The 22,526-nt window shown below is 52.1% G+C and carries 18 protein-coding genes; 9 read left to right on the top strand and 9 right to left on the bottom strand.

Annotation, left to right across the window (positions count from 1 at the left end):
- The first annotated feature begins 11 nt into the window (after positions 1-11).
- The 7 genes from ACOQPU_RS20010 to ACOQPU_RS19980 all read left to right on the top strand — a co-directional run bounded on the left by ACOQPU_RS20010 (position 12) and on the right by ACOQPU_RS19980 (position 9,416).
- Positions 12-3,479, top strand: coding sequence for a hypothetical protein (locus ACOQPU_RS20010; protein WP_420641608.1), 3,468 nt, complete (start codon positions 12-14; stop codon positions 3,477-3,479).
- A gap of 20 nt (positions 3,480-3,499) precedes the next feature.
- Positions 3,500-4,387 (top strand): glycosyl hydrolase family 17 protein, encoded by an 888-nt coding sequence (locus ACOQPU_RS20005; protein ID WP_420641607.1) that lies wholly within the window; start codon positions 3,500-3,502, stop codon positions 4,385-4,387.
- Positions 4,380-5,360: a glycosyl hydrolase family 17 protein gene (locus ACOQPU_RS20000; protein WP_420641606.1), complete on the top strand. Its 981-nt coding sequence runs from the start codon at positions 4,380-4,382 to the stop codon at positions 5,358-5,360. The genes ACOQPU_RS20005 and ACOQPU_RS20000 overlap by 8 nt, the downstream gene beginning before the upstream one ends.
- Before the next feature lie 53 nt (positions 5,361-5,413).
- Positions 5,414-7,885, top strand: a complete 2,472-nt coding sequence (locus tag ACOQPU_RS19995; protein WP_420641605.1) for a glycoside hydrolase family 3 C-terminal domain-containing protein — start codon at positions 5,414-5,416, stop codon at positions 7,883-7,885.
- Positions 7,886-8,115: 230 nt separating this feature from the next.
- A complete protein-coding gene (locus ACOQPU_RS19990; RefSeq protein ID WP_420641604.1) occupies positions 8,116-8,649 on the top strand; it encodes a glycine cleavage system protein R in 534 nt (177 codons plus the stop codon).
- 100 nt (positions 8,650-8,749) lie between these two features.
- Positions 8,750-9,217: a potassium channel family protein gene (locus ACOQPU_RS19985; RefSeq protein WP_420641603.1), complete on the top strand. Its 468-nt coding sequence runs from the start codon at positions 8,750-8,752 to the stop codon at positions 9,215-9,217.
- A complete protein-coding gene (locus tag ACOQPU_RS19980) occupies positions 9,168-9,416 on the top strand; it encodes a TrkA C-terminal domain-containing protein (protein WP_420641602.1) in 249 nt (82 codons plus the stop codon). The genes ACOQPU_RS19985 and ACOQPU_RS19980 overlap by 50 nt, the downstream gene beginning before the upstream one ends.
- A gap of 115 nt (positions 9,417-9,531) precedes the next feature.
- On the opposite strand, the gene ACOQPU_RS19975 is transcribed toward ACOQPU_RS19980, so the two are convergent.
- The 4 genes from ACOQPU_RS19975 to ACOQPU_RS19960 form a co-directional block, all read right to left on the bottom strand.
- On the bottom strand, positions 9,532-11,463 hold the full coding sequence (locus ACOQPU_RS19975; protein WP_420641601.1) for a peptide ABC transporter substrate-binding protein: 1,932 nt from the start codon (positions 11,461-11,463) through the stop codon (positions 9,532-9,534).
- A 132-nt stretch (positions 11,464-11,595) separates the two neighbouring features.
- Positions 11,596-12,909 carry a tetratricopeptide repeat protein gene (locus ACOQPU_RS19970; protein WP_420641600.1) on the bottom strand — a complete coding sequence of 438 codons (1,314 nt, stop codon included), beginning with the start codon at positions 12,907-12,909 and terminating at the stop codon, positions 11,596-11,598.
- Between the two features lie 102 nt (positions 12,910-13,011).
- The gene (gene mutY, locus ACOQPU_RS19965; protein WP_420641599.1) at positions 13,012-14,118 is read right to left on the bottom strand and encodes an A/G-specific adenine glycosylase; all 1,107 of its coding nucleotides are present in this window, start codon (positions 14,116-14,118) and stop codon (positions 13,012-13,014) included.
- Between the two features lie 4 nt (positions 14,119-14,122).
- Positions 14,123-15,127: an MBL fold metallo-hydrolase gene (locus tag ACOQPU_RS19960; protein WP_420641598.1), complete on the bottom strand. Its 1,005-nt coding sequence runs from the start codon at positions 15,125-15,127 to the stop codon at positions 14,123-14,125.
- Positions 15,128-15,277: 150 nt separating this feature from the next.
- On the opposite strand from ACOQPU_RS19960, the gene ACOQPU_RS19955 reads away from it, so the two are divergent.
- Positions 15,278-16,630 (top strand): glycoside hydrolase family 10 protein, encoded by a 1,353-nt coding sequence (locus ACOQPU_RS19955; RefSeq protein WP_420641597.1) that lies wholly within the window; start codon positions 15,278-15,280, stop codon positions 16,628-16,630.
- Between the two features lie 7 nt (positions 16,631-16,637).
- On the opposite strand, the gene ACOQPU_RS19950 is transcribed toward ACOQPU_RS19955, so the two are convergent.
- From ACOQPU_RS19950 to ACOQPU_RS19940, 3 genes are all read right to left on the bottom strand, one after another.
- Positions 16,638-17,501, bottom strand: a complete 864-nt coding sequence (locus ACOQPU_RS19950) for a ParB/RepB/Spo0J family partition protein (protein WP_420641596.1) — start codon at positions 17,499-17,501, stop codon at positions 16,638-16,640.
- Positions 17,498-18,289: a ParA family protein gene (locus ACOQPU_RS19945; RefSeq protein WP_420641595.1), complete on the bottom strand. Its 792-nt coding sequence runs from the start codon at positions 18,287-18,289 to the stop codon at positions 17,498-17,500. Before ACOQPU_RS19945 ends, ACOQPU_RS19950 begins: the two co-directional genes overlap by 4 nt.
- 62 nt (positions 18,290-18,351) lie before the next feature.
- Complete coding sequence (locus ACOQPU_RS19940) at positions 18,352-19,188, bottom strand: PfkB family carbohydrate kinase (protein ID WP_420641594.1); 837 nt, start codon at positions 19,186-19,188, stop codon at positions 18,352-18,354.
- Positions 19,189-19,469: 281 nt separating this feature from the next.
- Here ACOQPU_RS19940 and ACOQPU_RS19935 point away from each other — a divergent pair, with 281 nt between their 5' ends.
- Positions 19,470-19,598 carry a hypothetical protein gene (locus ACOQPU_RS19935; RefSeq protein ID WP_420641593.1) on the top strand — a complete coding sequence of 43 codons (129 nt, stop codon included), beginning with the start codon at positions 19,470-19,472 and terminating at the stop codon, positions 19,596-19,598.
- 146 nt (positions 19,599-19,744) lie between these two features.
- On the opposite strand, the gene ACOQPU_RS19930 is transcribed toward ACOQPU_RS19935, so the two are convergent.
- Entirely contained in the window at positions 19,745-20,977 is a 1,233-nt protein-coding gene (locus ACOQPU_RS19930) for a tetratricopeptide repeat protein (protein WP_420641592.1), read from the bottom strand.
- Positions 20,949-22,382 carry an NB-ARC domain-containing protein gene (locus ACOQPU_RS19925; protein WP_420641591.1) on the bottom strand — a complete coding sequence of 478 codons (1,434 nt, stop codon included), beginning with the start codon at positions 22,380-22,382 and terminating at the stop codon, positions 20,949-20,951. Before ACOQPU_RS19925 ends, ACOQPU_RS19930 begins: the two co-directional genes overlap by 29 nt.
- Positions 22,383-22,526: the final 144 nt, after the last annotated feature.

Here is a 22,526-nt window from a genome sequence, read left to right as displayed (position 1 = left end):
AGGGGCTATTGATGAAGCATCAAACAGCAGAAGTCTCGATTGGTGAGCAACCCATTCAACATCAATCCAGGCCTGTCTCAGGCGGCTTTGTACAGTTGATGGGGGAAACGTTTTACAAAATTGCTCATTATGACCAGATGCCGCCGTTTTTTATGAGCCTGGTGAGCAGCTCAGACCATTGGCTGTTTATCTCCAGTACCGGCGGGCTGACGGCCGGACGCACCAATGCAGAATCGGCCCTTTTCCCTTATGAGACGGAAGACAAGATTACTGCTCACCACGAGCTGACCGGCAGCAAAACGATTGTACGCGTGGCACGAAACGGCCGTTCCAATCTCTGGGAACCATTTTCTAGCAGATATGCTGGCATTTACGATATCGAGCGCCATTTGTACAAGAATGTGTACGGGAATGTGTTGCTGTTTGAAGAAGTGAATCACGATTTGCAGCTGCGACTGCGCACGGCCTGGCGCACGGGCGATTGCCTGGGCTTTATCCGCACCTGCTGGCTGCAAAATGATGGCGCAGCCGACTGCCAAATTGAACTGCTGGACGGGCTGCAAAATTTGCTACCTTACGGCGTAACCACGCGGCTGCAAAACACCTTGAGCAGTCTGCTGCACGCGTACAAGCGCAACGAGTTAGAGCCAGAGAGTGGCCTGGGCATTTTTGCCCTCAGCGCCACGCTTACCGACCAAGCCGAACCGAGTGAATCTTTGAAGGCAACTGTAGCCTGGCAGGTGGGGTTACCACAACCTACGCATTTGCTTTGCACAGATCAAGTGGACCAGTTTCGCTACGGCCGTTCCCTCACAGCCGAGCACGATATCCTGGGCAAACCAGGTTCCTACCTTCTCTCATCGTCTTTTACCTTAGCGGCTGGCACAGTGAAAGCGTGGCATGTTGTTGCCGATGTGAACCAGGATAGTACGGCCATTACACAGTTAATCCGGTTCTTGCATCAGGACGCAGCGGCCATCACCCAACAAATTGAAGAAGATATTGCGCACGGAACAGCCTTGCTCATCAACCACGTAGCTGCGGCCGATGGCTTGCAACTGTCGGCGCAAGAGACGACTACAGCGCATCATTTTGCCAATGTGCTGTTTAATATCATGCGTGGCGGCATCTATGCCAACGGGTATCACATTGACCGCGCCGATCTTCTCGCGTTCGTGCAAGTACGCAACCGGCCAATTTTGCATTCGCAGGCCGCCTGGTTTGCCGCCCTGCCAGAAAAGATGCCTATCAATGCGCTATATGCGCGGGCAGCGGCGGCTGATTCGGCCGATTTAATTCGGCTTTGTTATGAATATTTGCCGCTTACCTTCAGCCGTCGTCATGGCGATCCCAGCCGCCCCTGGAATCAATTTTCTATCAACTTGAAAAAACCGGATGGGTCACCCCATTTGGATTATCAGGGCAACTGGCGGGATATTTTCCAGAATTGGGAGCCGATGGCGGTTGCTTTCCCTGCCTATACAGAAGGGGTCATTGCCAAATTTTTGAATGCAACCACAGCCGATGGCTACAACCCATACCGTGTTACCCGTAACGGCATTGAGTGGGAAAGCCCTGAACCAGATAATCCGTGGTCCAACATTGGCTATTGGAGCGACCATCAAATTATCTACCTGCAAAAGCTGTTGGAAATTTGTGAACAGAATCAACCAGGCGCGCTGGCACGGCAGTGGAACCAGCCTGTGTTTGCCACCGTCGATGTGCCTTACCGGTTAAAACCGTATGAAGAGATGTTGGCGGATTGGTACAACACCATTGATTTTGATTGGAAAGCTGACGAAAGGTCAGAAACGGCCGTTGCCCAAATGGGTACCGACGGCCGTTTACACCGTGACGCCAACGGTGCTGTGATTCACGTAACGATGGTGGAAAAGCTGCTGGTGCTGCTGCTGGCCAAACTCACCAATTTAGTCCCAGAGGGTGGCATCTGGATGAACACGCAACGCCCAGAGTGGAACGACGCCAACAATGCGCTGGTGGGCAAGGGGCTGTCCGTCGTCACGGTGGCCTACCTGCGCCGCTTCATCGCCTTTTGGCAGACGCTATTAACCAATTATGAGGGGGGTGATTTTGCGTTGAATACGGCCGTTGCCACCCTGTTCACCAAAGTCCATTCAATCTTTCAAACGCATCAGCATCATCTGGAAACCGGTTTTTCAGCTCAGGCACGACGCGTGTTGATGGATGAATTGGGAACGGCCGTTACCCAGTATCGGGCCGAAATTTATCAGAGTGGCATCCCCACCGCAAAGACGCATATCGAACCCGCGACTTTGTCCGAATTTTTGGCACTGGCGCAAGCCTACATTGAGCAAACGCTGCATACCAACTGGCGCGCGGATGGGCTGGCCCATACGTACAACATCTTGCGCCTGGATGATCACGGGGCGGCCGTAGAAAATTTGTATCTGATGCTAGAAGGTCAGGTGGCCATGCTGTCTTCTGGTTTGCTGACGCCGGAGAAGGCACTCGCCTTGCTGCACAGTTTGCCCCAAAGCGATCTCTACCGCGCGGACCAACATTCGTACATGCTCTACCCCAACCGCAAACTGCCCGGCTTCCTGCAAAAGAACAATGTGTCTGCCGAGCAAGTAGCGGGGTCGTCCCTGGTGCAAGCACTGGTGGCCGCAGGGGATGTCCGTTTGCTGAGTCAGGACGAGGCGGGCGTGTTTCATTTCAACGGCCGTTTCCGCAACGTGAAGGGGGTCTCAGAAGTGCTAGACAATTTGGCCCAGGAACCCGCTTACGCTGAATTAGTTGCCAAAGAACGCAACTTTATTTTAGAGCTGTTTGAAACCACCTTTAACCACCGTGCGTTCACCGGTCGTTCTGGCACCTTTTTTGGCTTTGAGGGGCTGGGCAGCATCTACTGGCACATGGTTTCCAAGCTGCTGCTAGCCGCGCAGGAATGTTATGAGCAAGCGATGGAAGGTGGGGCAGAAAAGAGCGTTACCGACGCGCTAGTCGCTGCCTATTATGACATTCGTTCGGGCATCGGGTTCAACAAAACGCCCGATGTGTACGGCGCTTTTCCCACCGATCCTTATTCTCACTCCCCCTTGGGTAGTGGTGCGCGTCAGCCAGGCATGACAGGGCAAGTCAAGGAAGAGATCATGACCCGGTGGGGTGAATTGGGCGTGAAGATGAAGCAAGGGTTACTTTGCTTTGCGCCCTCGTTATTGCGTGCCGATGAGTTTTTGCCGCGCGACAGCGAATTCAATTATGTCAATTCAGCAGGCGAAACAAAAACCTTGTCCGTAGCAGCCGGTTCCCTCGCCTTTACGATGTGCCAAATACCCATCGTTTATAAACCTGGCGATAAGGCACAGATTGACGTCTTGTTTGCCAACGGCCGTTCCGCAACGTTTCTGGGCAGCTGCCTGGATGACAAAACAACCCAACACATTTTGAACCGGGACGGTCAAATAAAACAGCTGATCGTTACCGTTTCCGGGTAATGGCAAAGGTGGAGACAATAGTGTCGAGCAAATATTACAAGCAAAAATCGTTGGCGGGCATTGATGTCGCCAATATAACTATTGCTGAATTAAAAGCCCTCGTCGGCCAGCTTTTGGCCCAAAAAATTCATGGCATCTGTTTTAGCCCTTACATCGAAGGACAAGGCCCAGGCACGCCAATTGGTGCGGCGCAAATCCGGGAACGTCTGCAAATTATTCAGCCCCATGTAAATTGGGTGCGCACTTTTTCTTGCTCAGAGGGCAATGAATTAATTCCCCAAATTGCAAAAGAGTTGGGGCTCAAAACGCTGGTCGGCGTTTGGTTAGATGGTGACCGCGAAACCAATGAGAAAGAGCTTCAGAATGGCATCCAAGTGGCCCAGGCAGGCCATGCAGACCTACTGGCAGTGGGCAATGAAGTGATGCTGCGCGGAGAAATGCCGGATGAGGAACTGATCGCCTACATGAACCGCGCGAAGACGAGTGCGCCGAATGTTCAGGTAGGGTATGTAGATGCCTACTTTTTATTTGAAGATTACCCGCGCGTAGCGGAGGCATGTGACGTGATTTTTGCCAACTGTTACCCGTATTGGGAAGGGTATCCCGCTGAGCACTCACTTGTTTACATGAAAGAAATGTACCGACGCGCCATCCATGTGGCCCAAGGCAAAAAGGTCATCATCAGCGAAACCGGCTGGCCCAATGTCGGCACGCCTGAACGAGCGGCCGTGCCATCTTTTCTCAATGCCATTCGCTACTTTATCAACGCCTACCAGTGGGCAGAAGAAGAGAATATCGACATATTCTATTTCTCTTCTTTTGATGAAGTTTGGAAAATAGCGCATGAAGGAGATGTGGGCGCTTACTGGGGCTTGTGGGACAAAGACGGGAATATGAAATATGTCTGATACATCAAAAAAACTAGCAAATCTTAAACAGTTTATCAAAGAAAACCACGGTAACGCCATTTGTTACTCTGGGTACCGCGAAGGCCAAGACCCAAGAAAGGAAATCTTTCCAACTTATGAAGAAATTAAAGAAGACCTTCTAATTTTGGCCAGCAATTGGTCATTTCTTAGGCTGTACGATTGCAGTGAACACGCCGAAACAACCTTAAAGGTGATTCGTGATGAAAAGTTGGCTTTCAAGGTGATGCTAGGCACAGAGATGGCAGCCGAATTGAGCAATCCCAACTGCCCTTGGGGAGCCGATTATGATGATGAAACTCTGGCTGCGAATCGCCAAACAAACAGCGACAATGTTGACCGTTTGATTTCGTTGGCCAATCAATATCCTGACATCGTTTTTTCCGTGTCGGTGGGGAATGAAGCGGCCGTAGAGTGGACCGATCATCTGGTCTCAGTAGAGAGCCTGATTGCCTATACGCGCCGCATCAAAAACGGCGTGTCGCAGCCAGTTACATTTTGTGAAAACTACGTGCCGTGGACCACAAAATTGGAGCCATTGGTGGCAGAATTGGATTTTATTTCGATACACACTTACCCGGTGTGGGAATACCAAACCATCGACAACGCGCTTGAGTACAGCCAACAAAATTACCATTCAGTCGCCGCACGCTATCCCCATAAACCTGTGGTGATATCCGAAGCGGGCTGGACAACAACTTCAAACGGCCGTGGCATTGAGCCAGGGAATGCATCTGAAGACTTACAAGCCAGCTATTACCAACAATTAATGGCCTGGACAAATGAAGAGAAAATTCTCGCTTTTGTTTTTGAAGCGTTTGATGAACCGTGGAAAGGCTCTCCTGATCCTGATGAACCGGAAAAACATTGGGGACTATTTTATGTGGATCGCACACCAAAATTGGTTATGCGGCCACTGGTGAAAGCAGGTTTACTTGCAAATGAGCGGTGCTAGTCGCCACGCGTAAAACCATATTGATTAGCTACCTTGAAGGAAAATTAATAAACATGGAAGAGAAAATCGAAAAATTAATCAAGAATATGACTTTGGCAGAGAAGGCATCCCTGCTCGCTGGTATTGATATGTGGCACACGGTTGCCATCAAGCGGCTGGGAATCCCATCCATTCAGGTAAGCGATGGGCCAAATGGCGTACGCGGCAGTGACGATAATCTGGGGGAGACCTCAGTCTGTTTTCCGGTGGGGATTGCCATGGGGGCCACCTGGAACCCCGAGCTCATCGAGCAGGTTGGGGTGCGGCTGGCCAGTGAAGTGCGCCGCAAAAGAGCGCACGTTTTATTGGCACCAACGGTCAACATTCACCGCACCCCAATTGCAGGCCGAAATTTTGAATGCTTTGCTGAAGACCCGTACCTCAGCGGCACGATTGCCGCGGCCTACATCAACGGCCTGCAAAAAAGCGGCGTAGCGGCCTGCATCAAGCATTTTGTGGCCAACGATCAGGAGTATGAGCGTTTTTCAATTAGTGCCGAAGTAGCGGAACGGCCGTTGCACGAAATCTACCTGGAGCCGTTCCGCATCGCCAAAGAACAAGCCAACCCGTGGACCGTCATGTCTGCCTACAACCGGGTCAACGGCAGCCACGCCAGCGAAAATGACACGCTGCTCCACGAGATTCTCAAAGAGCACTGGAGCTACGATGGCCTGGTCATGTCTGACTGGTACGGCACCTACAGCGATGGTGTGCCAGGGGGCTACCTGGATTTGGAGATGCCGGGGCCAGCCCGCTGGATGAACGTGGAAAAAATTGTTACGGCCGTTCAAAATGGCAAACTGGAAGAAGCACACATTGATGACAAAGTACGGCGGCTCCTCCGGCTAATTGAGCGCGTCACTGCTAACCAGCCTGAATCTGCCAAACCGAATAACCAGTTGCCTCGTCAGGTAGCCAGCGAATCAATCGTCTTGCTCAAAAATGAAGGCAACGTCCTTCCACTGGATGCAGATCAATCCCAAACGATTGCCGTCATTGGTGAAAATGGTAAATGGGCCCAAATCATGGGGGGTGGCAGTTCCCAGGTAAATCCAGATTACATCATCTCTCCGCTTGAGGGAATTCAGCAGCGGGCGGGTGAGAGAACAAAAGTCGAGTATACCATTGGCACGCTTATTCACCGGATGCCCCCCTTGCTAGAGCCAAGCTGGCTGCAAGCCAAAGATGGGCAAACGGCTGGCCTCACGCTCTCTTATTACCACAATTTAGAGCTGGCCGGGGAACCAGCACACTCAGGCATTGCCACCAAAAGCGAGCTGTCCTGGTTTGGCACGGTAAATCCCTTTGTAGACCCAACCTGCTTTTCGCTGCGCCTGGAAGGCACCATGCGCGTGCCAGAAACGGGCGAATACACCTTGCACCTCAGGAGCATTGGCCGTGCCCGCCTTTGGGTAGATGGCGAAATCAAGGTAGATAATTGGCAGGCCGAGGGGGAAGTTGATCGAAATGCGGCCGTTTCCCTCCCGTTCAGCACCGATAAACCCGTCTCGCTAGCAGTTGAATATATTACCGACCCAGAAAGCCCGTGGCGCACCATGCGCCTGAGCTGCGTTCCCCCCATCGCCGCAGACCCAATCCAGGCGGCCGTCGATTTGGCAGCCAAGGCCGATGTGGCGATTATCGTTGCAGGGCTAACGCGCGAATGGGAAAGTGAGGGATTCGACCGGGAAAACATGACCCTGCCTGGTGAACAAAATCAGCTAATCAGCCGGGTGGCAGCGGCCAACCCGCGCACGGTTGTGGTGCTCAATGCTGGCTCTCCGGTAGAAATGCCTTGGCTGGAGGCTGTACCTACTGTTTTGCAACAATGGTACGGTGGCCAGGATGCAGGTAACGCGCTGGCTGATGTCTTGTTCGGCGATGTGAACCCATCAGCGAAGCTACCCACCACCTTCCCCAAGCGATTGCAAGATAATCCGGCTTACATCAACTATCCTGGCGAAAACGGCCGTGTCCATTACGGCGAAGGCATCTTTGTGGGCTACCGTTATTACGACAAAAAAGAGATTGAACCACTGTTTCCCTTTGGGCATGGCTTGTCGTACACAACCTTTGCTTACAGCAATGCACGGTTAAATGGTGAATCTTTCAGCACAGGTGATCCGATCGAGCTGTCCGTGGACGTGACCAACGAGGGCTCGCGTGCTGGCCAGGAGGTGGTGCAAGTGTACGTGCGGGATGAAGCGGCCAAAGTGGAACGGCCGTTACAAGAGCTAAAAGCCTTTGCCAAAGTTCACCTGGAACCAGGTGAAACCAAAACCGTCCGCCTAACCCTCACAGAACAGTCGCTGGCGTATTATGATACGGCCGTTCACGACTGGGTCACTGCACCAGGCAAATTTGAGCTGCTGATTGGTAGTTCCTCACGCGATTTGCGCCTAGGCCAGCAGTTCACCTGGCTAAGCGGACAAAGCAACAAAGATGCTGCCCCAGACACAGAGCAGCTCTCCACCGTCGCCACATAAAATCGCCCCATCAGATGCCTACGCCAATCGTCTGAAATTTGATACACTTCACATCGTAGTTACCAAATAAAAAGCTGGCTTCATTCCGAGGCCAGCCTTTTTATTTGGCGACCCGAAGAAAAACTCGCGCAATCCTTGCAGCTTCGCCCAAAAATGCGGGGAGATTTTCTCGGCATTTGTCAATTTGGAAACGCAAGACTTAACATAAATCAAACCAGGGGAAACTACTCATGCAAACACCATTAGTCATCACTGTAACCGGCAACGATCGGGTTGGGATTGTAGATGATGTAACCAAAATTATTCTGGCGTATCAGGGCAATGTGGATGCCAGCCGCATGGCGCGGCTCGGTGGCGTATTTGCTATGGTCATGCTTGTGTCGGTTGCCGAGGAGGCATTAGAGTCGTTTAAAGCCGGACTTGAAACGTTGCGCACTCAGGATTTTGAGCTGACCATTCGCCCCACCCAGCGTGGCGCGTCCCAAAAATTCAAAGGATGGCACAATTATCAAATTGACGTGCGTGGAGCTGACCACGAAGGCATCATCCACGAAATCACCCACCAGTTGGCTGAGCAAGGCGTTAGTTTAGAAACAGCCGATACCGGCACCGAAGATGCCCCATTTGGCGGCACCAAGCTGTTTACCATGAAAGCCACCGTGTTTGCCCCGCCGAATCTGTCTGTTGAAGGCTTGCAGGAAGAGTTGGATGCAGTTGGGAATGAACTCAACGTGGATATTGAGGTCGCGCCGATTGAGAACTAAAAGGTTGCCCCGGCCAGCAAAATGAACCACAAACTTATTCGCGTCCCTCTCCAAATTGCCAATTTGTTTTCGCAAAAGATTGTGGTACAACGCAGTAAGCATGGTCATCTTCATTAACTTTTTCCGGCGATTTGCCCGCCGCGTCCTGCAGTCCAATATTTTTGTCATTATGGGCCTCACGGCTGCGCTGATTCTTGTTGGCACGCTGGCGTATGCCCACATTGAGGGATGGAGCTGGCTAGATGCCCTTTATGCCACCATTATTACCATCACCACGGTTGGGTATGGTGATTTTAGTCCACAAACGGCAAACGGCCGTCTCTTTGCCATCTTCTTCACCTTTATTGCCATTGGCATTGGCGGCTATGCCATCTCCACCTTTGCCGCTTACCTCATTGAAAGTCGTGTTGAAAAAAGAACCAAATTTTTACGGAAGCGTCGTGCGCAAACTATACCTCTCTGGGGCCGACTATGTACGCATTCCTGCCGTTATGAGCGGCCTAGAAATGGCTACCCACATGATGAACCCCGAAATTGGCAACTGGTGGTACACACTCAGCGGTCTTAAAAAGCAACATACCGCCAACATTCACCAGATTGCCGCCGCCGATAAACCATCATGGATTGGCAAAACAGTCACCGAACTACATCAGGAAACCGAGGTGCTCACGTTAGCCGTGAAGCGCGACGATAAATTTTTAACCCCACCCCCCGCCACGCTCACCATCGAAGCAACCGACATCTTAATTACCCTGATTGCCAAATGAGATGCCTTGAATAAAAGCATGTGTGGCACGCGAACCAGGCGAGATTGACGCCACGCAATTGCAAGAAAATTCAGCCAGCGGCAAGCTGGTTTTTGTGCCTCAAGAGGGGTTGTTATCACTCAAGCAGGTCAATTTCATAAATGTTGTACAGCTCAGAATCTTGCGTGGGGTCTACGCCAAAATTCAGCACCTCTGGGCGTGCGGCCGCCACTTTCAAACGCAGAAACAGGGGCAGTACAGGAAGCTGCTGCGCAAAAACACGCTGCGCCTCCGCATGGCCCTCTCTGTAAGCGGCCGTACCGGGAACACTCCCCAACGCTTGTAAACAGGCCGCATCATATGCCTCATTGGCAAAGCCAGAGTTATTTTGCCCAGCCCAATTATTGGCCACGTCGGGAATCTGGCTGGACAAGAAATATTGGCATGGCGGTTCGATCCCTGTGCTCCAGGAAAACTCACTCAGGTCAAATCGTCGCCCAAACAGTGGCCCATCCGGCCCTGGTGCATATAAATCCCCAGCAAGAAAATATGCAAGCTGGACATTAATGCCGCAAGCCAGTAAATCTTCTTTGAAATATTGAACCAACTGATTGCGCATATCATTTTCCAACGTGGTGATGAGCGTCGGTTCAAAAGGCGTCTCAGATGCCGGAGCCTCGCGAATGCCGTCGCCATTGTTGTCAACAAACCCAGCTTCATCCAAAAGTGCATTGGCCGCAACCACATCGTATGGCCATTCGGTAAGTCCATTGGCATAGAGCGGATGGCGGCTGGGAATGTAGGTGTGCATCACCTCAGAACGGCCGAATAAAATATCATCCACCATCCGCTGCCTGTCTGTACACAGGGCAATGGCCTGACGCACTCGCACATCTTCATACCAATCTGGGCGCGTTACGGCGTGAGCAGGCTCTGGATTAATGCCAAAATCAATATGCTCCCACACGGTTCCCGCCTGAAAATATGGCACCAGCAGCCCGTTGCTCTCTGCTTCTAGCAAAAAAGGCGAATGCTCGCTGCTCAGAGAATCTTGCGTGCCAATATCACACTCACCACTTAATAATTCAGAAATCAACTGGATTGTATCTGGGATAAATTTGAAAATGATGCTGTCCAAACGAGGCAACCCATCTTGGTAATAAAACGGATTGGATACCAGGCGAATATGCTCGCCAGGAACCCATTCCTCGATGGCAAAAGGGCCATCCCCCACTGGCAGACGGCTAGAATCTTCTGCCGCAAGCAGCTCTGTAGAAGACAAATCGCCCCAGCTGTGTTCTGGCAGCGGTTGCCAAAAATTGGTGAAGTATGTGGTGTCATAAAAACCGGGAACGCCCACCCAGCGTGTGGTGAGATTGCCCGTTGCCTGGTAGCTGGCGGTACGGTTGGCCGTAAACTTGGATTGTGGCGTCGCGGGATCAGCAACCAGGTTGTAGCTGTACACTGAGTCTTGCGCCGTTACCGGGGTGCCATCGCTCCAGCGGCGCGCTTTCATGGTGAAATCGACAACTAGCTGCTCCATCTCGATTGGTGCCCCGGTATATGGAGCGGTTTCGCCACTGCTGTTGGTTAGCTCAATCCCCGGCTCGACGATAACTAGATTACCATCGGCGGCGACAACAATGTCACCGCTGTTCACCTCCACGGTTACAATTGTGGCATCTCCATCGGCCAAGCTGGGTATTTTTTCCAAGCCTTGTGCCTGATAATCAAATGATAAGGAGGTGATGTTGTTTTCAAAAATGGCGTGTTGAACGGCCGTTGCCGCTAAGGTCGTGCTGCCATGTGGGTACAGAGAATCTGGCTCCTGGCTCATGCAGATGACCAGTTCCTTTGGATTTGTTTCCAGCTCCTGGGATGGGGTGGCTGAAGGCAGTTCGGCAATTGCGGTGACAACGATTTCTGTCACCACGGCGGTTGCCTCTTCCTCAATTTGAGGCCTGGGTGTTGCTGTAGCTAATTCTTCTGGTGTGGTGCAAGCCGTTAGCAGAATCAGGCAAAGTACAATTATTTGAGAGGCAGCCGCCCTTTTTTTAGGGTTATACATGAAAAAAACCATTCCTTCTCAGGTATTTTACCCTATTATTGTAAAACGGCCGTAACCATATTAAAAATGCCGCGTAAAGTCAGTTCCGATGAGCAACCATTCGCTATAAAGTTGTCTGTTTATTGGGGTAAGTTAAATCTGATTGGGGTTGATCTGGGCTGCTTGCAGCACAGCCAGCACTGGAGGCGCATTTAAAAAGCATTGGCGCAGCCGCTCGTCCTGCAAGGGTTCGGCCGTTTGGCGAATAAATTCTGCGGCAATGTTCAAGTGAACGGCCGCAATCTGCTCATTTTCAGAAACATGGCTCATCGTGGCGTGCAATTTCCAGAGGATACCCCGGTCAACGGCCGTTTGTGCCGCCAGCATGGCCAAATTCAGTTCATTCAGGGCTTCAGCCTTGCGACCCTGATGGAAAAGCAATTCACCGTGGGCAAACGCTGCCAAGGCACGGTAACGATCCGCATTCAGCATTTCTGCTACGTGGGTTAATGCCAACACCACCTGCACAGCCAACGCATCATCCCCGTGTTGCAAATAAGCCCGCGCCAACTGATACAGCGTCAACGCCTCATGCTCCCGATTGCCATGCTCCCGCGTACCTTGCAGCGCGGCCTGCAAATAAACTAGCCCTTGATCGTACTGGCCAGACTCTACCAGGTCTACGCCTAAATTCCGCTTAATTTCAGGGATGAGCAGCTTGGCCCCAGCGTCAGTCGCCAAGTTCAGCGCATTTTGATGATGCTCATACGCTTTTTCCACATCGTACAGTGCCTGGTGGCACTCGCCAATGTCGTTCACTGCTTGCGCCACGCGCCAGCGGTCATTTACCGATTCCAGCAATAAATAGGCTTCACGATGCGCCGACAACGCTTGCTGATATTCCCCTCGCGCCTGTCGGGTGCGTCCGAGGCTGGTGAGAACCCGCCCTTGCTCCCGCGTTTCACCCCCCTGACGAAAGATAGCCAAGGCCTGCGTAAGCTGCCGCAACGCCCGCTCCGTATTCCCCTGGCGACGATCCAAGATGCCCAAGCCGCGTCGCGCCCGCCCAACAACCAGCAAATTTTCGGTGGCAATGCCTTCTTGCAACGCCTCTTCATACAGAGCCGCAGCCACATCGTACTCACCGCGAAAATCAGCTAACTCCCCTAACCGCACTCGTGCCCGGGCTTTTTGGCCGATGTTGTCGCTGGTAATGAGCGATTCGTTGTAATCTTTTTCGGCCGCTCGGAACTCACCAATCAGCCAAAAACAAAGCCCGCGATATTCAAAAACGCGGGCTTGAAATAAGGCAGGGAGACGGTCAAAATCAAGAGCCTCGGTAAAGTATTGAATTGCCTTAAGGAATTCTTGCTCGCTGGAGGCTTTACGCCCTTCACGAAAGGCGGTAGCTGCGGCAGCCGAGACGCCAGCCAGACTAAATTGACCAGAGGAAATGGTATCGGACATATGCCTATGATACCCCGGTGAAAAGATTTGACAATGAAGTTTTCGTGAAACGTATCCAGGGCAGCTATCGGTAATCAGTGGGTCAGTAATCAGTGCAGTGTTTTACTGTTTACTGACCACCGTAGCATGCAGGGCAGCAATGATCTTCCGGTCGGTGACAGCGAAGGCGTATTTGTCTAGATCGGCAAGTGTGACCCAGGCGTGATTGGCGACGCCGAGGTGCTGCGGGCTGCCGGTGAGGTGTCGGGCATGAAAAGCGTGAAGCGTGATGCGAAAGTGAGTGTAAGCGTGCTTGATTTTGGTCACAAACTCCCCGACTTCGATTTGCATCGCCAGTTCTTCTTCGATTTCACGCACCAACGCCTGGGTCAAGGTTTCACCATCTTCCTGCTTGCCGCCGGGAAACTCCCACAAACCACCAAGTAAGCCATCGAACGGCCGTTGCGCAATCAAAAATTTAGCCGCAGGATCACCAATCTTGGCATCTTTTGCCCAAATAATCCCGGCAACCACGTCGTAGTGCGGTGTGCGCTTACGCGGCGGGCGGACGGGACGCTCTAGCTGCGTGCCTCGCCGCCGCGCCAGGCAGTGGGCCGAGAGCGGGCAGAGCAGGCACATCGGCTTTGCAGGCAAGCAGATTTTCTGCCCCAACTCCATGAGTGCCTGGTTGAAATCGCCGGGGCGGGCTGCGGGTACAAGCTGTTCTGCTAGCTGCCAGAGATTATTTTTGGTGGCGGTTTGGGTCACGTCCTCGGGCAAATCGGTCAGGCGGCTGAGAACGCGAATCACATTGCCATCTAGCACGGGAGCTGGCTCATCGAAGGCGATGGAAGCGACAGCTCCAGCAGTGTAATGGCCTATTCCTTTGAGCTTCATCAGATCAGCGGCGGTTTGGGGGAGACGGCCGTTCCAATCCTGAACCACCGCTTGTGCCGCCGCGTGCAAATTACGAGCACGGCTGTAGTAGCCCAGCCCTTCCCACAGCTTGAGCACGTCGTCCAGCGGGGCTTCGGCCAGTGCTTGCACCGTGGGGAATCGCGTCATCCATCGCTCAAAGTAGGGAATGACGGTGGCAATTTGCGTCTGCTGGAGCATGATTTCCGACACCCAGATAGCGTACGGATTTTTGCTGCGCCGCCAGGGCAAATCAGCATGGTCAACGTCCCACCAATCAAGCAAAGCGTTCTGAATCAGCTTGGTATCTTCCATACAGCTACGCTTGTTGGTATTGGATGACGGGATGATGCGTCTTTTGGATTTCGTCCAGGTTGGCGGCGATCAGTTCGCCGCGCTGGTAGAGGTGCTCTACGTGGGCACCGGTTTCTTCCAGCGCCAGCAGAACGTGGTAGCTCTGCACCGTGCCAAAGAGGTCGCGGCTGATGTCGGCCAGGGATTTTGGCTTGGTGCAAATCTCCAGGATTTTGTTGAGACGGTCGTCGTGGGCGGTTTTGATGGCCTGGATACGACCGTACACATCTTCCATCGGCTCTTCATGCCCACCCAACGCCAGTCGCACATTCGGCACCTGCTCAATTTTGGTGAGTGAGTCCAGATAGTGACCTAACCCCATGTTGTTGGTAATACTCTCCGGGGCCTGGTGGGGTGTGGTGCGGCTAAGCACGTGATCGGCCGTTAGCAGCACATCATCCACCAGCAGGCACACCTGTCCCGGGCAATGCCCCGGCACATGAAACACGCCAATGCCCCCCACTGTCGGCGTGCCTTCTTCCAGCAGGAACTGGACGGCCGTAGATTGGTAATATTGCTTGCCAAAGAGATAGACCTGCATCAACGCTTCGCGCCGTTCTTCAGAAACGCCAGCCCCCTCTAAAAAATTGTCCAGACGGCTAGAAGCGAAGATAGCACGCTCTTCATGATTGGAAAGCACGCGGCGATCCAGCACATGCACACCTACCGGCGCGTCCGTGAACTGACGGACAAAGGGCAGGCCACCAAAATGGTCGATGTGGCCGTGGGTGATAAGGATGTGGGTGACGGCTTCCAGGCTGATTGCTTCGTCGAACTGTTCGGCAACGGCCGTTACCCCCGCCAGCAGCTGGTCATTCGCCTCCGCAAAACCAGAACCGCAATCCACTAAAATCAGCGAATCGCCACCGCTAATCAGATAAATATTGTTCACTAAGCTGGGGAAAGATTGCACGGGAAAGGAGTAGATGATGCGCCCTGCGCTGGTGGTGAATTTTTGTGGTGCTTTCATGGGGGGATTTTATTCGGTAATTGGGTAATTGGGTAATTGTGCAGATTGCGTTAAAAAATGTGAGAGGGGGCGTAAATTTATGGGTTTTTGGCGGCGGGACGGCCGTTTCTATGCCACAATGCGCCAAAATAAGCAAGACGGGAACCGATCATGAAACGAGCTGCAATTTTGCTGAGTGCATTTTTTATCTTAACGTTGGCCCTACAAACTGGGGAAAACGTGGCGGCTGGGGAGGAAACGGCCGTTTACCTCCCCCTCATTCTCGATAGCACCAACCCACCCAACCCTGAACCCATGACCGAATTTCGTGGTGTGTGGGTGAGCCGCTTCGACTGGACCAGCTACGGCCAACCTGCCAACCCTGCCAAAATTGATGAAATCGTGCAAAACGTGGCGAGTGCCGGCTTCAACGTCATCTTCTTCCAGGTGCGCGGCATTGCCGACGCTTACTACCAATCCAGCCTGGAGCCGTGGGCCGACCGCGTCAGCGGCGTCTACGGCCAGACCCCAGACCCGCTGTGGGATCCGCTCGCCACGATGATTGAAAAAGCCCATGCCACAGGCATTCAAGTACATGCCTACATCAACGTTTACCCAGTGTGGAATGGTGGCAGCTTTTGCGACACGCCGCCCGACGACAGCGTCGCGCCCACACCGCTTTATCATCAGCTTCTCAACGAACATGGCAGCACCGACGATAAGCCCAATGGCCTGCAGTGGACAACCAGCGATGACGTTTACTGCGGTGCCTACATGCGCGGCACGCCCGCTTCCAGCTTCTTAAATAACCATCTCATTGCCGTAGGGAAAGATTTGGTCACGCGCTACGATATTGACGGGCTGCATCTGGACCACATCCGCTATGGCGGCAGCAGCACTTCCTGCGACCCGGTGAGCGAAGCATTGTATGGGACGGATTGCTTCAGCGATGACGACTATGCGCAATGGCAGCGGGATCGGGTGAGCAGCACGGTGCGCCGCTTTTATGAAGAAGTGGTGCCACTAAAAGAAGGATTATGGCTGTCTGCGGCTGTATGGCCCATTCATGAGCTAGACCCCGCCTGGAACTTCCCCGGCTCGCCTCAGCAGGGCAACCTCACCTACTATCAGGATTCCAAAGCGTGGCTGGCCAATGAGCATATCGACAGCATTTCGCCGATGATTTACCCCGGCAGCAGCTACAACGATTGTGACGATGAGGGCAATTATGAGGAAAACCCCGACCCAACTTCGAGCGATTACTGGATTCGGGCTCGGTGGCAAACGTTAGTGGATGATTTTCAGGGGGATAGAAACGGCCGTTTCATCATCCCCGGCATCGGCGCAGGCTACTGCTCTTTTGCTGAAATCGAAGCGCGTATCCAGATGGCTCGCGACGCGGGCACGGCAGGACATTCGCTCTTTTCCTACAGTGGCTTGTTGGCAAACGACTATTTTGACGATTTAGCAAATGGCCCTTATGTGGAAACGGCCGTTGTGCCCACCATCACCTGGCATCCATAAAAGTTTTCTACTCGTCGCCGATGATGGCGTCGTAGACGGCTTGCAGCTCTTCGTCGGAGTAGTAATGGATGATGACCCGTCCCTTCCCCTTGCCGCTGGTTTCGATATTAACTTTCGTACCCAAGCTGTCCTGAAATTGGGATTGCAACGCCTCTAGTTCGATCGGCAAGCCGGGACGCGGTTTCTTCGCCCTGGGTTTCTTGGCAGAAAGTAGCGTGGTAACGCGCGCCTCTACCTGGCGTACGCTCAGGTTAAACTTGATGATGTCGTTCATCAGGTTGGTTTGCATGGTGGCGTTGGGTAGGGGCAATAATGCCCGCCCGTGCGCGCCGCTGAGACGGCCGTCTGCCACCGCCTGCTGAATATTTTCCGGCAAGCCCAACAGGCGTATCAAATTGGTGATTGTCGTCCGCCCCTTGCCCATACGCTGGGCAATCTGCTCATGGGTAAAGCCAAAATCTTCGGCAAGCTGTTGGTAAGCGTACGCTTCTTCCAACGGATTAAGGTCGGCGCGCTGCACATTTTCGATGATGGCCAATTCCAGCATCTCTTGCGGCGTCGCTTCCTTCACCACCACCGGCACTTCTTGCAAGCCTGCCAGTTGGCAAGCTCTCCAGCGTCGCTCCCCGGCAATAAGCGTGTAGCCACCATTAGCAGCCGTAACGATGAGCGGCTGGATGAGGCCGTGTTCCCTGATAGAATCAGCCAATTCTTGCAGCTTTTGCTCATCCATAGTGCTGCGGGGTTGGTGCGGGTTGGGAGATACGGCCGTTACCGGCACCATCTTCACACCCCCCTCCTCAGCCGGGGCATTGTGGTCGCTGGGGATAAGAGCCCCTAAACCACGACCTAATCCACGTTTTTTGCTCATGCTGCCACCCCCTGTGCCGTCATGTCACCCTTCACCAGCTCGGCAGCCAACACTTTGTAAGCCACCGCGCCTGGGGAGTTTGGCGCATACAGATTGATTGGTTGGCCAAAGCTGGGTGCTTCGCTCAACCGCACATTGCGCGGCACGATGGTACGAAACACCTTACCAGGGAAGTAATTACGCACCTCTTCCACTACCTGGCGACTAAGGTTGGTGCGGCTGTCGTACATCGTCATGATAAGGCCGCGAATGGCCAAATCGGGATTGAGATATTTTTGTACCAGCTCGATGGTTTGGGTGAGCTGGGTGAGTCCCTCCAAAGCCAGATATTCACACTGTACGGGAATAATGATGCCGTCTTTGGCGGCAGTGAGCGCATTCACGGTGAGCATGGAGAGGCTAGGCGGGCAGTCGATAAGGATATAGTCGTAACGGCCGTCTATCTTTGCCAACGCATTTCGCAAACGGTATTCACGGCCAATAGCGTTCACCAATTCAACCTCGGCTCCGGCTAGCGCGGGATGGGCAGGCAGCAAATCCAGCTTGTACGCTTTATGCTGCAATACAATCTCATCAAGAGTAGCCGCTTCCAGCAAAAGATCATACGTCGAGCGTTCCATCTCGTATTTTTCATACCCCAAGCCAGATGTGGCGTTGGCCTGGGGGTCCATATCTACCATAAGCACACGGCGTCCGCTGGAGGCCAAAAAAGCGCACAAATTGATCACGCTGGTGGTTTTGCCCACGCCCCCCTTTTGGTTGGCAACTGCGTAAATTTTTGTTGTCATGAATGAATTACCCAATGACCCAGTTACCCAATTTCCTAATTACAAAAGATGTAATTAAGCAATTAGGTAATTGAGAAATTTTCCTGTGTCACTTGCTGAATTAGCTCAATTTTGGCATCAAGGCCAAGTTTGGTGACGGATTGCGCCGCGATAAAGTTGGCAAATTCGGCTGCTTGCCACGGGTTACGGCCGTTTCGTGCATATTGCGTCAGAAAGGCGGCGGCAAAAATGTCTCCCGCCCCGGTTGGCTCAACCTGCGTCACGCTGGGGGCTGCCACCTGGCGCACTTCCTCGCCATAAAAAACCGTGCAACCCTGCGCGTTTTCGGTCATGATGAGCAGCTTGGCATGTTGCCGATAGCGGATCAACATTTCATCGTTCAGCAAATCTTCTTCGCTCAAAATCACCACATCTGCCAGCGGTAAATATCGTTCCGCCTCCGGCCATTCGCGGGCATACACACGGCCGTCTTCTGTCCAGTGGCGTAGCCACCCTTGCGGCGTCAGCCCAATAATGCTTTCTGGATAGCGGTGCATGATAGCCGGGTCTACCTCATTGGTCAGCGGACCAAGATGCAAAACCGTCGGCTGCGGCCACGCTGACGGCAGATCGTCTACACCTAGCGAGCTAGCAACGGTGTAGAGCATTTGGATACGGCCGTTTTCTCCGTAAATATTTTCAAACGTGCTGGTATTGGCCGAGGGGAGCAGTTTCACAGTAAGGCCCGTTAATTCTTGCAGCCCTTCGTACTCCGGTTGGCAGCTTGTGAGAACGGCCGTGTTGCAACCCAAAGCATGTGCCACGCGTCCACCATAAGCAACCGTGCCGCCTACCAAATTACCCGCCTGGGTCACATCTCTGGTGATGTGCCCGATTACCAAATAATCAATCTTTTTCACAGATGCGATTCTAACATAGCGTCGGATGATGGGCGAGTGTGGGCCAGGCAAAATCGGCTTGCTGGCCACCATCAAATCAATTTCTGCGCCAAAACCAAGGGAGCTAAATCAGAACGATTCTCAGACCTTTTTCAGTAAAGGTCTCATGCTTTTTGAGGGTAGGAATTATATGCTGCTACTGCATGCAATAGTAATGTTTCCAGGCTCTAGTGGACTTCATGAAGAGGGACACCCCTGGGCGCGCCTGACACCGGAGCCTCCAAACTTCTGGAGGTATCGGAATGACGTTAAAAACAAAATTGGCTCACCTTGTTATGGCAGCGGGCTTGCTGTTTGCATTTTTTGCAGCTCCCACATTGCCCTCACCAGATGGTGATTGCTCAATGCAAACGTCCACCTGTGGTGGCTAACGCCAAGCTAGTATTGCGCTCCAAAAGTTCGCATAAAGTTCTTGACGGCGGCGCAATACTTAAACAGTCCGGCACAGTTGTCATAATAACTTAGTGCGGATTTCTGCCGAACTGTAGTAGCCTCATACAGAATGTGCTGGATGGCTTTATTCTCCTTCCTCTGGCGAATTTAACCGTTCAGCACATTCTCCTCTTGCTTGCTGAAAATCATTTGCCAGCTTCCTGGCCCACGGATGGTCTGGAAATTTTTCTAACAAGGCTAGGGCGTCATCATAAGTGACAACGGCCGCTTCCCACTCTTCATCTTCCATGAAGGCTTCCGCAATCGTGCCAACCGTATTCCCCTTTTGCAAATCATCATTCGCTTGTTGCCAGAAAGTTGTTGCCCTTTCTAGGGTCACGCGTGCCTGTACCGGGTTGCCTTTTGCCAACTGGGTGTTGCCTAAATTGTGGGTTAACGATCCGCGCAAATGATACCACCCGATCTTATCCCCTAGCTCATTCTCCCATTTTGCTGTGGCATCTGTAAACACATTTTCGGCCGTCGCAAAATCACCCAACGAGTGGTAAACAGACCCTAATCCGTTCATTGCCTTAAGTCTGTCTACGATACTTGATGTGTTGCCCAATGTCACGAGGGCATTTTCAAAACATTTTTTCGCCTCTTCTAGATTCCCCTGCTGAAAAAACAAGACTCCGAGATTTTGGTAGCTACGCGCCATATGGGTGTAATCTTTTAGGCAATCCCAAATGGCCAAAGCATCCCAGAAGTAATTTTCAGCCTCCGTCAATTTGTTTAACCCCATAGAGGCCAGACCTAGCGAATTGTAGGCAGCAGCCAGCGTTTCTGATGGTTCTTTGGAAAGATAAGATAACGCTTGAAGCCCATGCTGCTTTGCTGTTGTGTGATCCTCACAAAGCAGATAGGTATTCATCAGCCGATGGTGCGTCAAGCCAGAAAGGTTCTTCAATTGATGTTTATCGGCGAGGGCTAAACTTTGGTTTAGGTGGCGCAATGAATCATCAAAATTGCGGTTGAGAAGGTAAATGCGCCCCAAATTTGCGTTTAAATAGCCTTGTTGTTCTGGCGACAAATCCAGGGACAATGCTTCTTTCGAAATAGTAATGCAGTCTGACCAGTACCCCCATCTTTCAAAGGTTGGGAATAGTTCAAGCAGTAATTGCACCGCCTCTTCCTGAATATGATCATAGCCAAAACTTTCTCCAATTGTCTTTAGAATTGAGGCGTGTTGCAGCTTTAATTTATCCGCCTGCTCTGGCTTGGCTGATAGCTGGTTTTTGTAATCAGAGAGGCCTCTGGTGATGGCTCCAACAACAACAGCATTGATGTCAAACGTCATCGTTTTCAGTATCCTCATCGCTACCTCCATTCATTAATGAACGGAGGAAAAGTTCCGTAAGGCGGTGAATGCCATAAGAGCGTTCCCACAAGGTGCTGCTTCTAATCTCCAGCAATGAGCGGCCAATCAATTCGTTAATAGCTGGCCAGAGTCTGGCATCAGGCAAGACGCTCAATTTTGCAATCTGATCGGCATCCATACCGGCTTCGGTAGCTAATGTCATCACCGCCAGTACGGTTTTGGCGTCGTCACTCAAGCCCAGCCACGTTTCTTTTAGAATATGCTGATACATGCCATCACCACTGTCTAACGGCCGTTTCCCCAATGAATCCAGTAACGATTTCAGCGGTCGGTGCCTGGCCAGGTTAACCAGCTGTTTCAGGCAGAACGGATTCCCGCCAACCAATTTGTACATTGGCAGCAATTCCTTATCGTTCGCCTGCACGGCTTCAGCAAAACCAATTTCCTCAGCATAGTGGCGAATAAGGGCCAAGCTATACACCTCTGTTAGTTCAGGTAAGCTGATAGATTGCGACCCGGCGTGTGGGGCTGGTTTGGTCCGCGACGTTAGCAAAAAGCGGCTGGGATTGCTCAATGCTACCAACTCTGAGATCAGGTATGCAGTATCTTCCTGTAATTCCAGATCATCAATGATGATGAGGAAACGCTGGCTTTTGAGAAGCTGTTGTAGATGGAACAGTCGTTCTTCCTGGGATGTTTGGCTAGAAAGTGCTGGCAGCATTTTTTGGCACAGTTGACCAATGAGTTTGTCGAAGGTTTGTGGGGTGGGATACGGCCGTTTACCCCTGCCAACCTCAGAAATTTTCAGCCAAACCACGTCGTGATAATGCAGCCGTTCAATAACGTGCCGAACCGTGAAGTTTGCCAGCGACGTCTTGCCGATCCCGCCGATGCCAGCCAGAGTAACGACCCAAGGAGAGGCTTCAGCCATAAGCAGGTTGCGCAGCTCTTTATGCAGCTTGTCTATGCCGAAAAGCTCAGTGTAGCTCTTGGCCTCTAACTTGCTTTTTTGAGCCGTAATCAACGCATTTCGAGCCGCAAACTCCAAGTCCCAAATAATCTGGGTCAGCTCACTAAACGCACTGGATTGTTTATGCTTAACGCGGTCAAGCGAAGACAACCCTAATTCTTTATCCACTTCAGAAATTGATTTATTGTCCAGAAAACGCTTTCTGAGGATTTGGGCACCTTCTGCCTGGTGATTCTCCAGTTGAGTCAAACCTTTTTCTAGAACAACGTTCACGCAATATCGTTTGGGTTTGGCACTCTCTTTTTTCTGAGTTTCCTGCACAAGCACCAAATTGGACAGCAGATTATCAGGTGGCTCCTGAACTTTATGAAAATGTTTGAAGGCTTGGTGAATGTCCTTTTTGAGTTGCGCTGGTGGGGGAATCTTCTTCATTACTTGTCCTTACGGGGTAGCTGTCTATATCAAGGATTTAAGCCACGGGCTTCAACTTTTTTGCACGGATTGGCTCGATTGAGCTTTTTTACAAAAAAGCTGCCTATTCTCGGCTTTTTTTTACGTTGCTGGTTGCGCTTCATG

The organism is Candidatus Leptofilum sp. (assembly GCF_965223285.1).
Taxonomy (GTDB): Bacteria; Chloroflexota; Anaerolineae; order Promineifilales; family Promineifilaceae; genus Leptofilum.
This window is presented reverse-complemented; position numbering and strand designations above follow the sequence as displayed.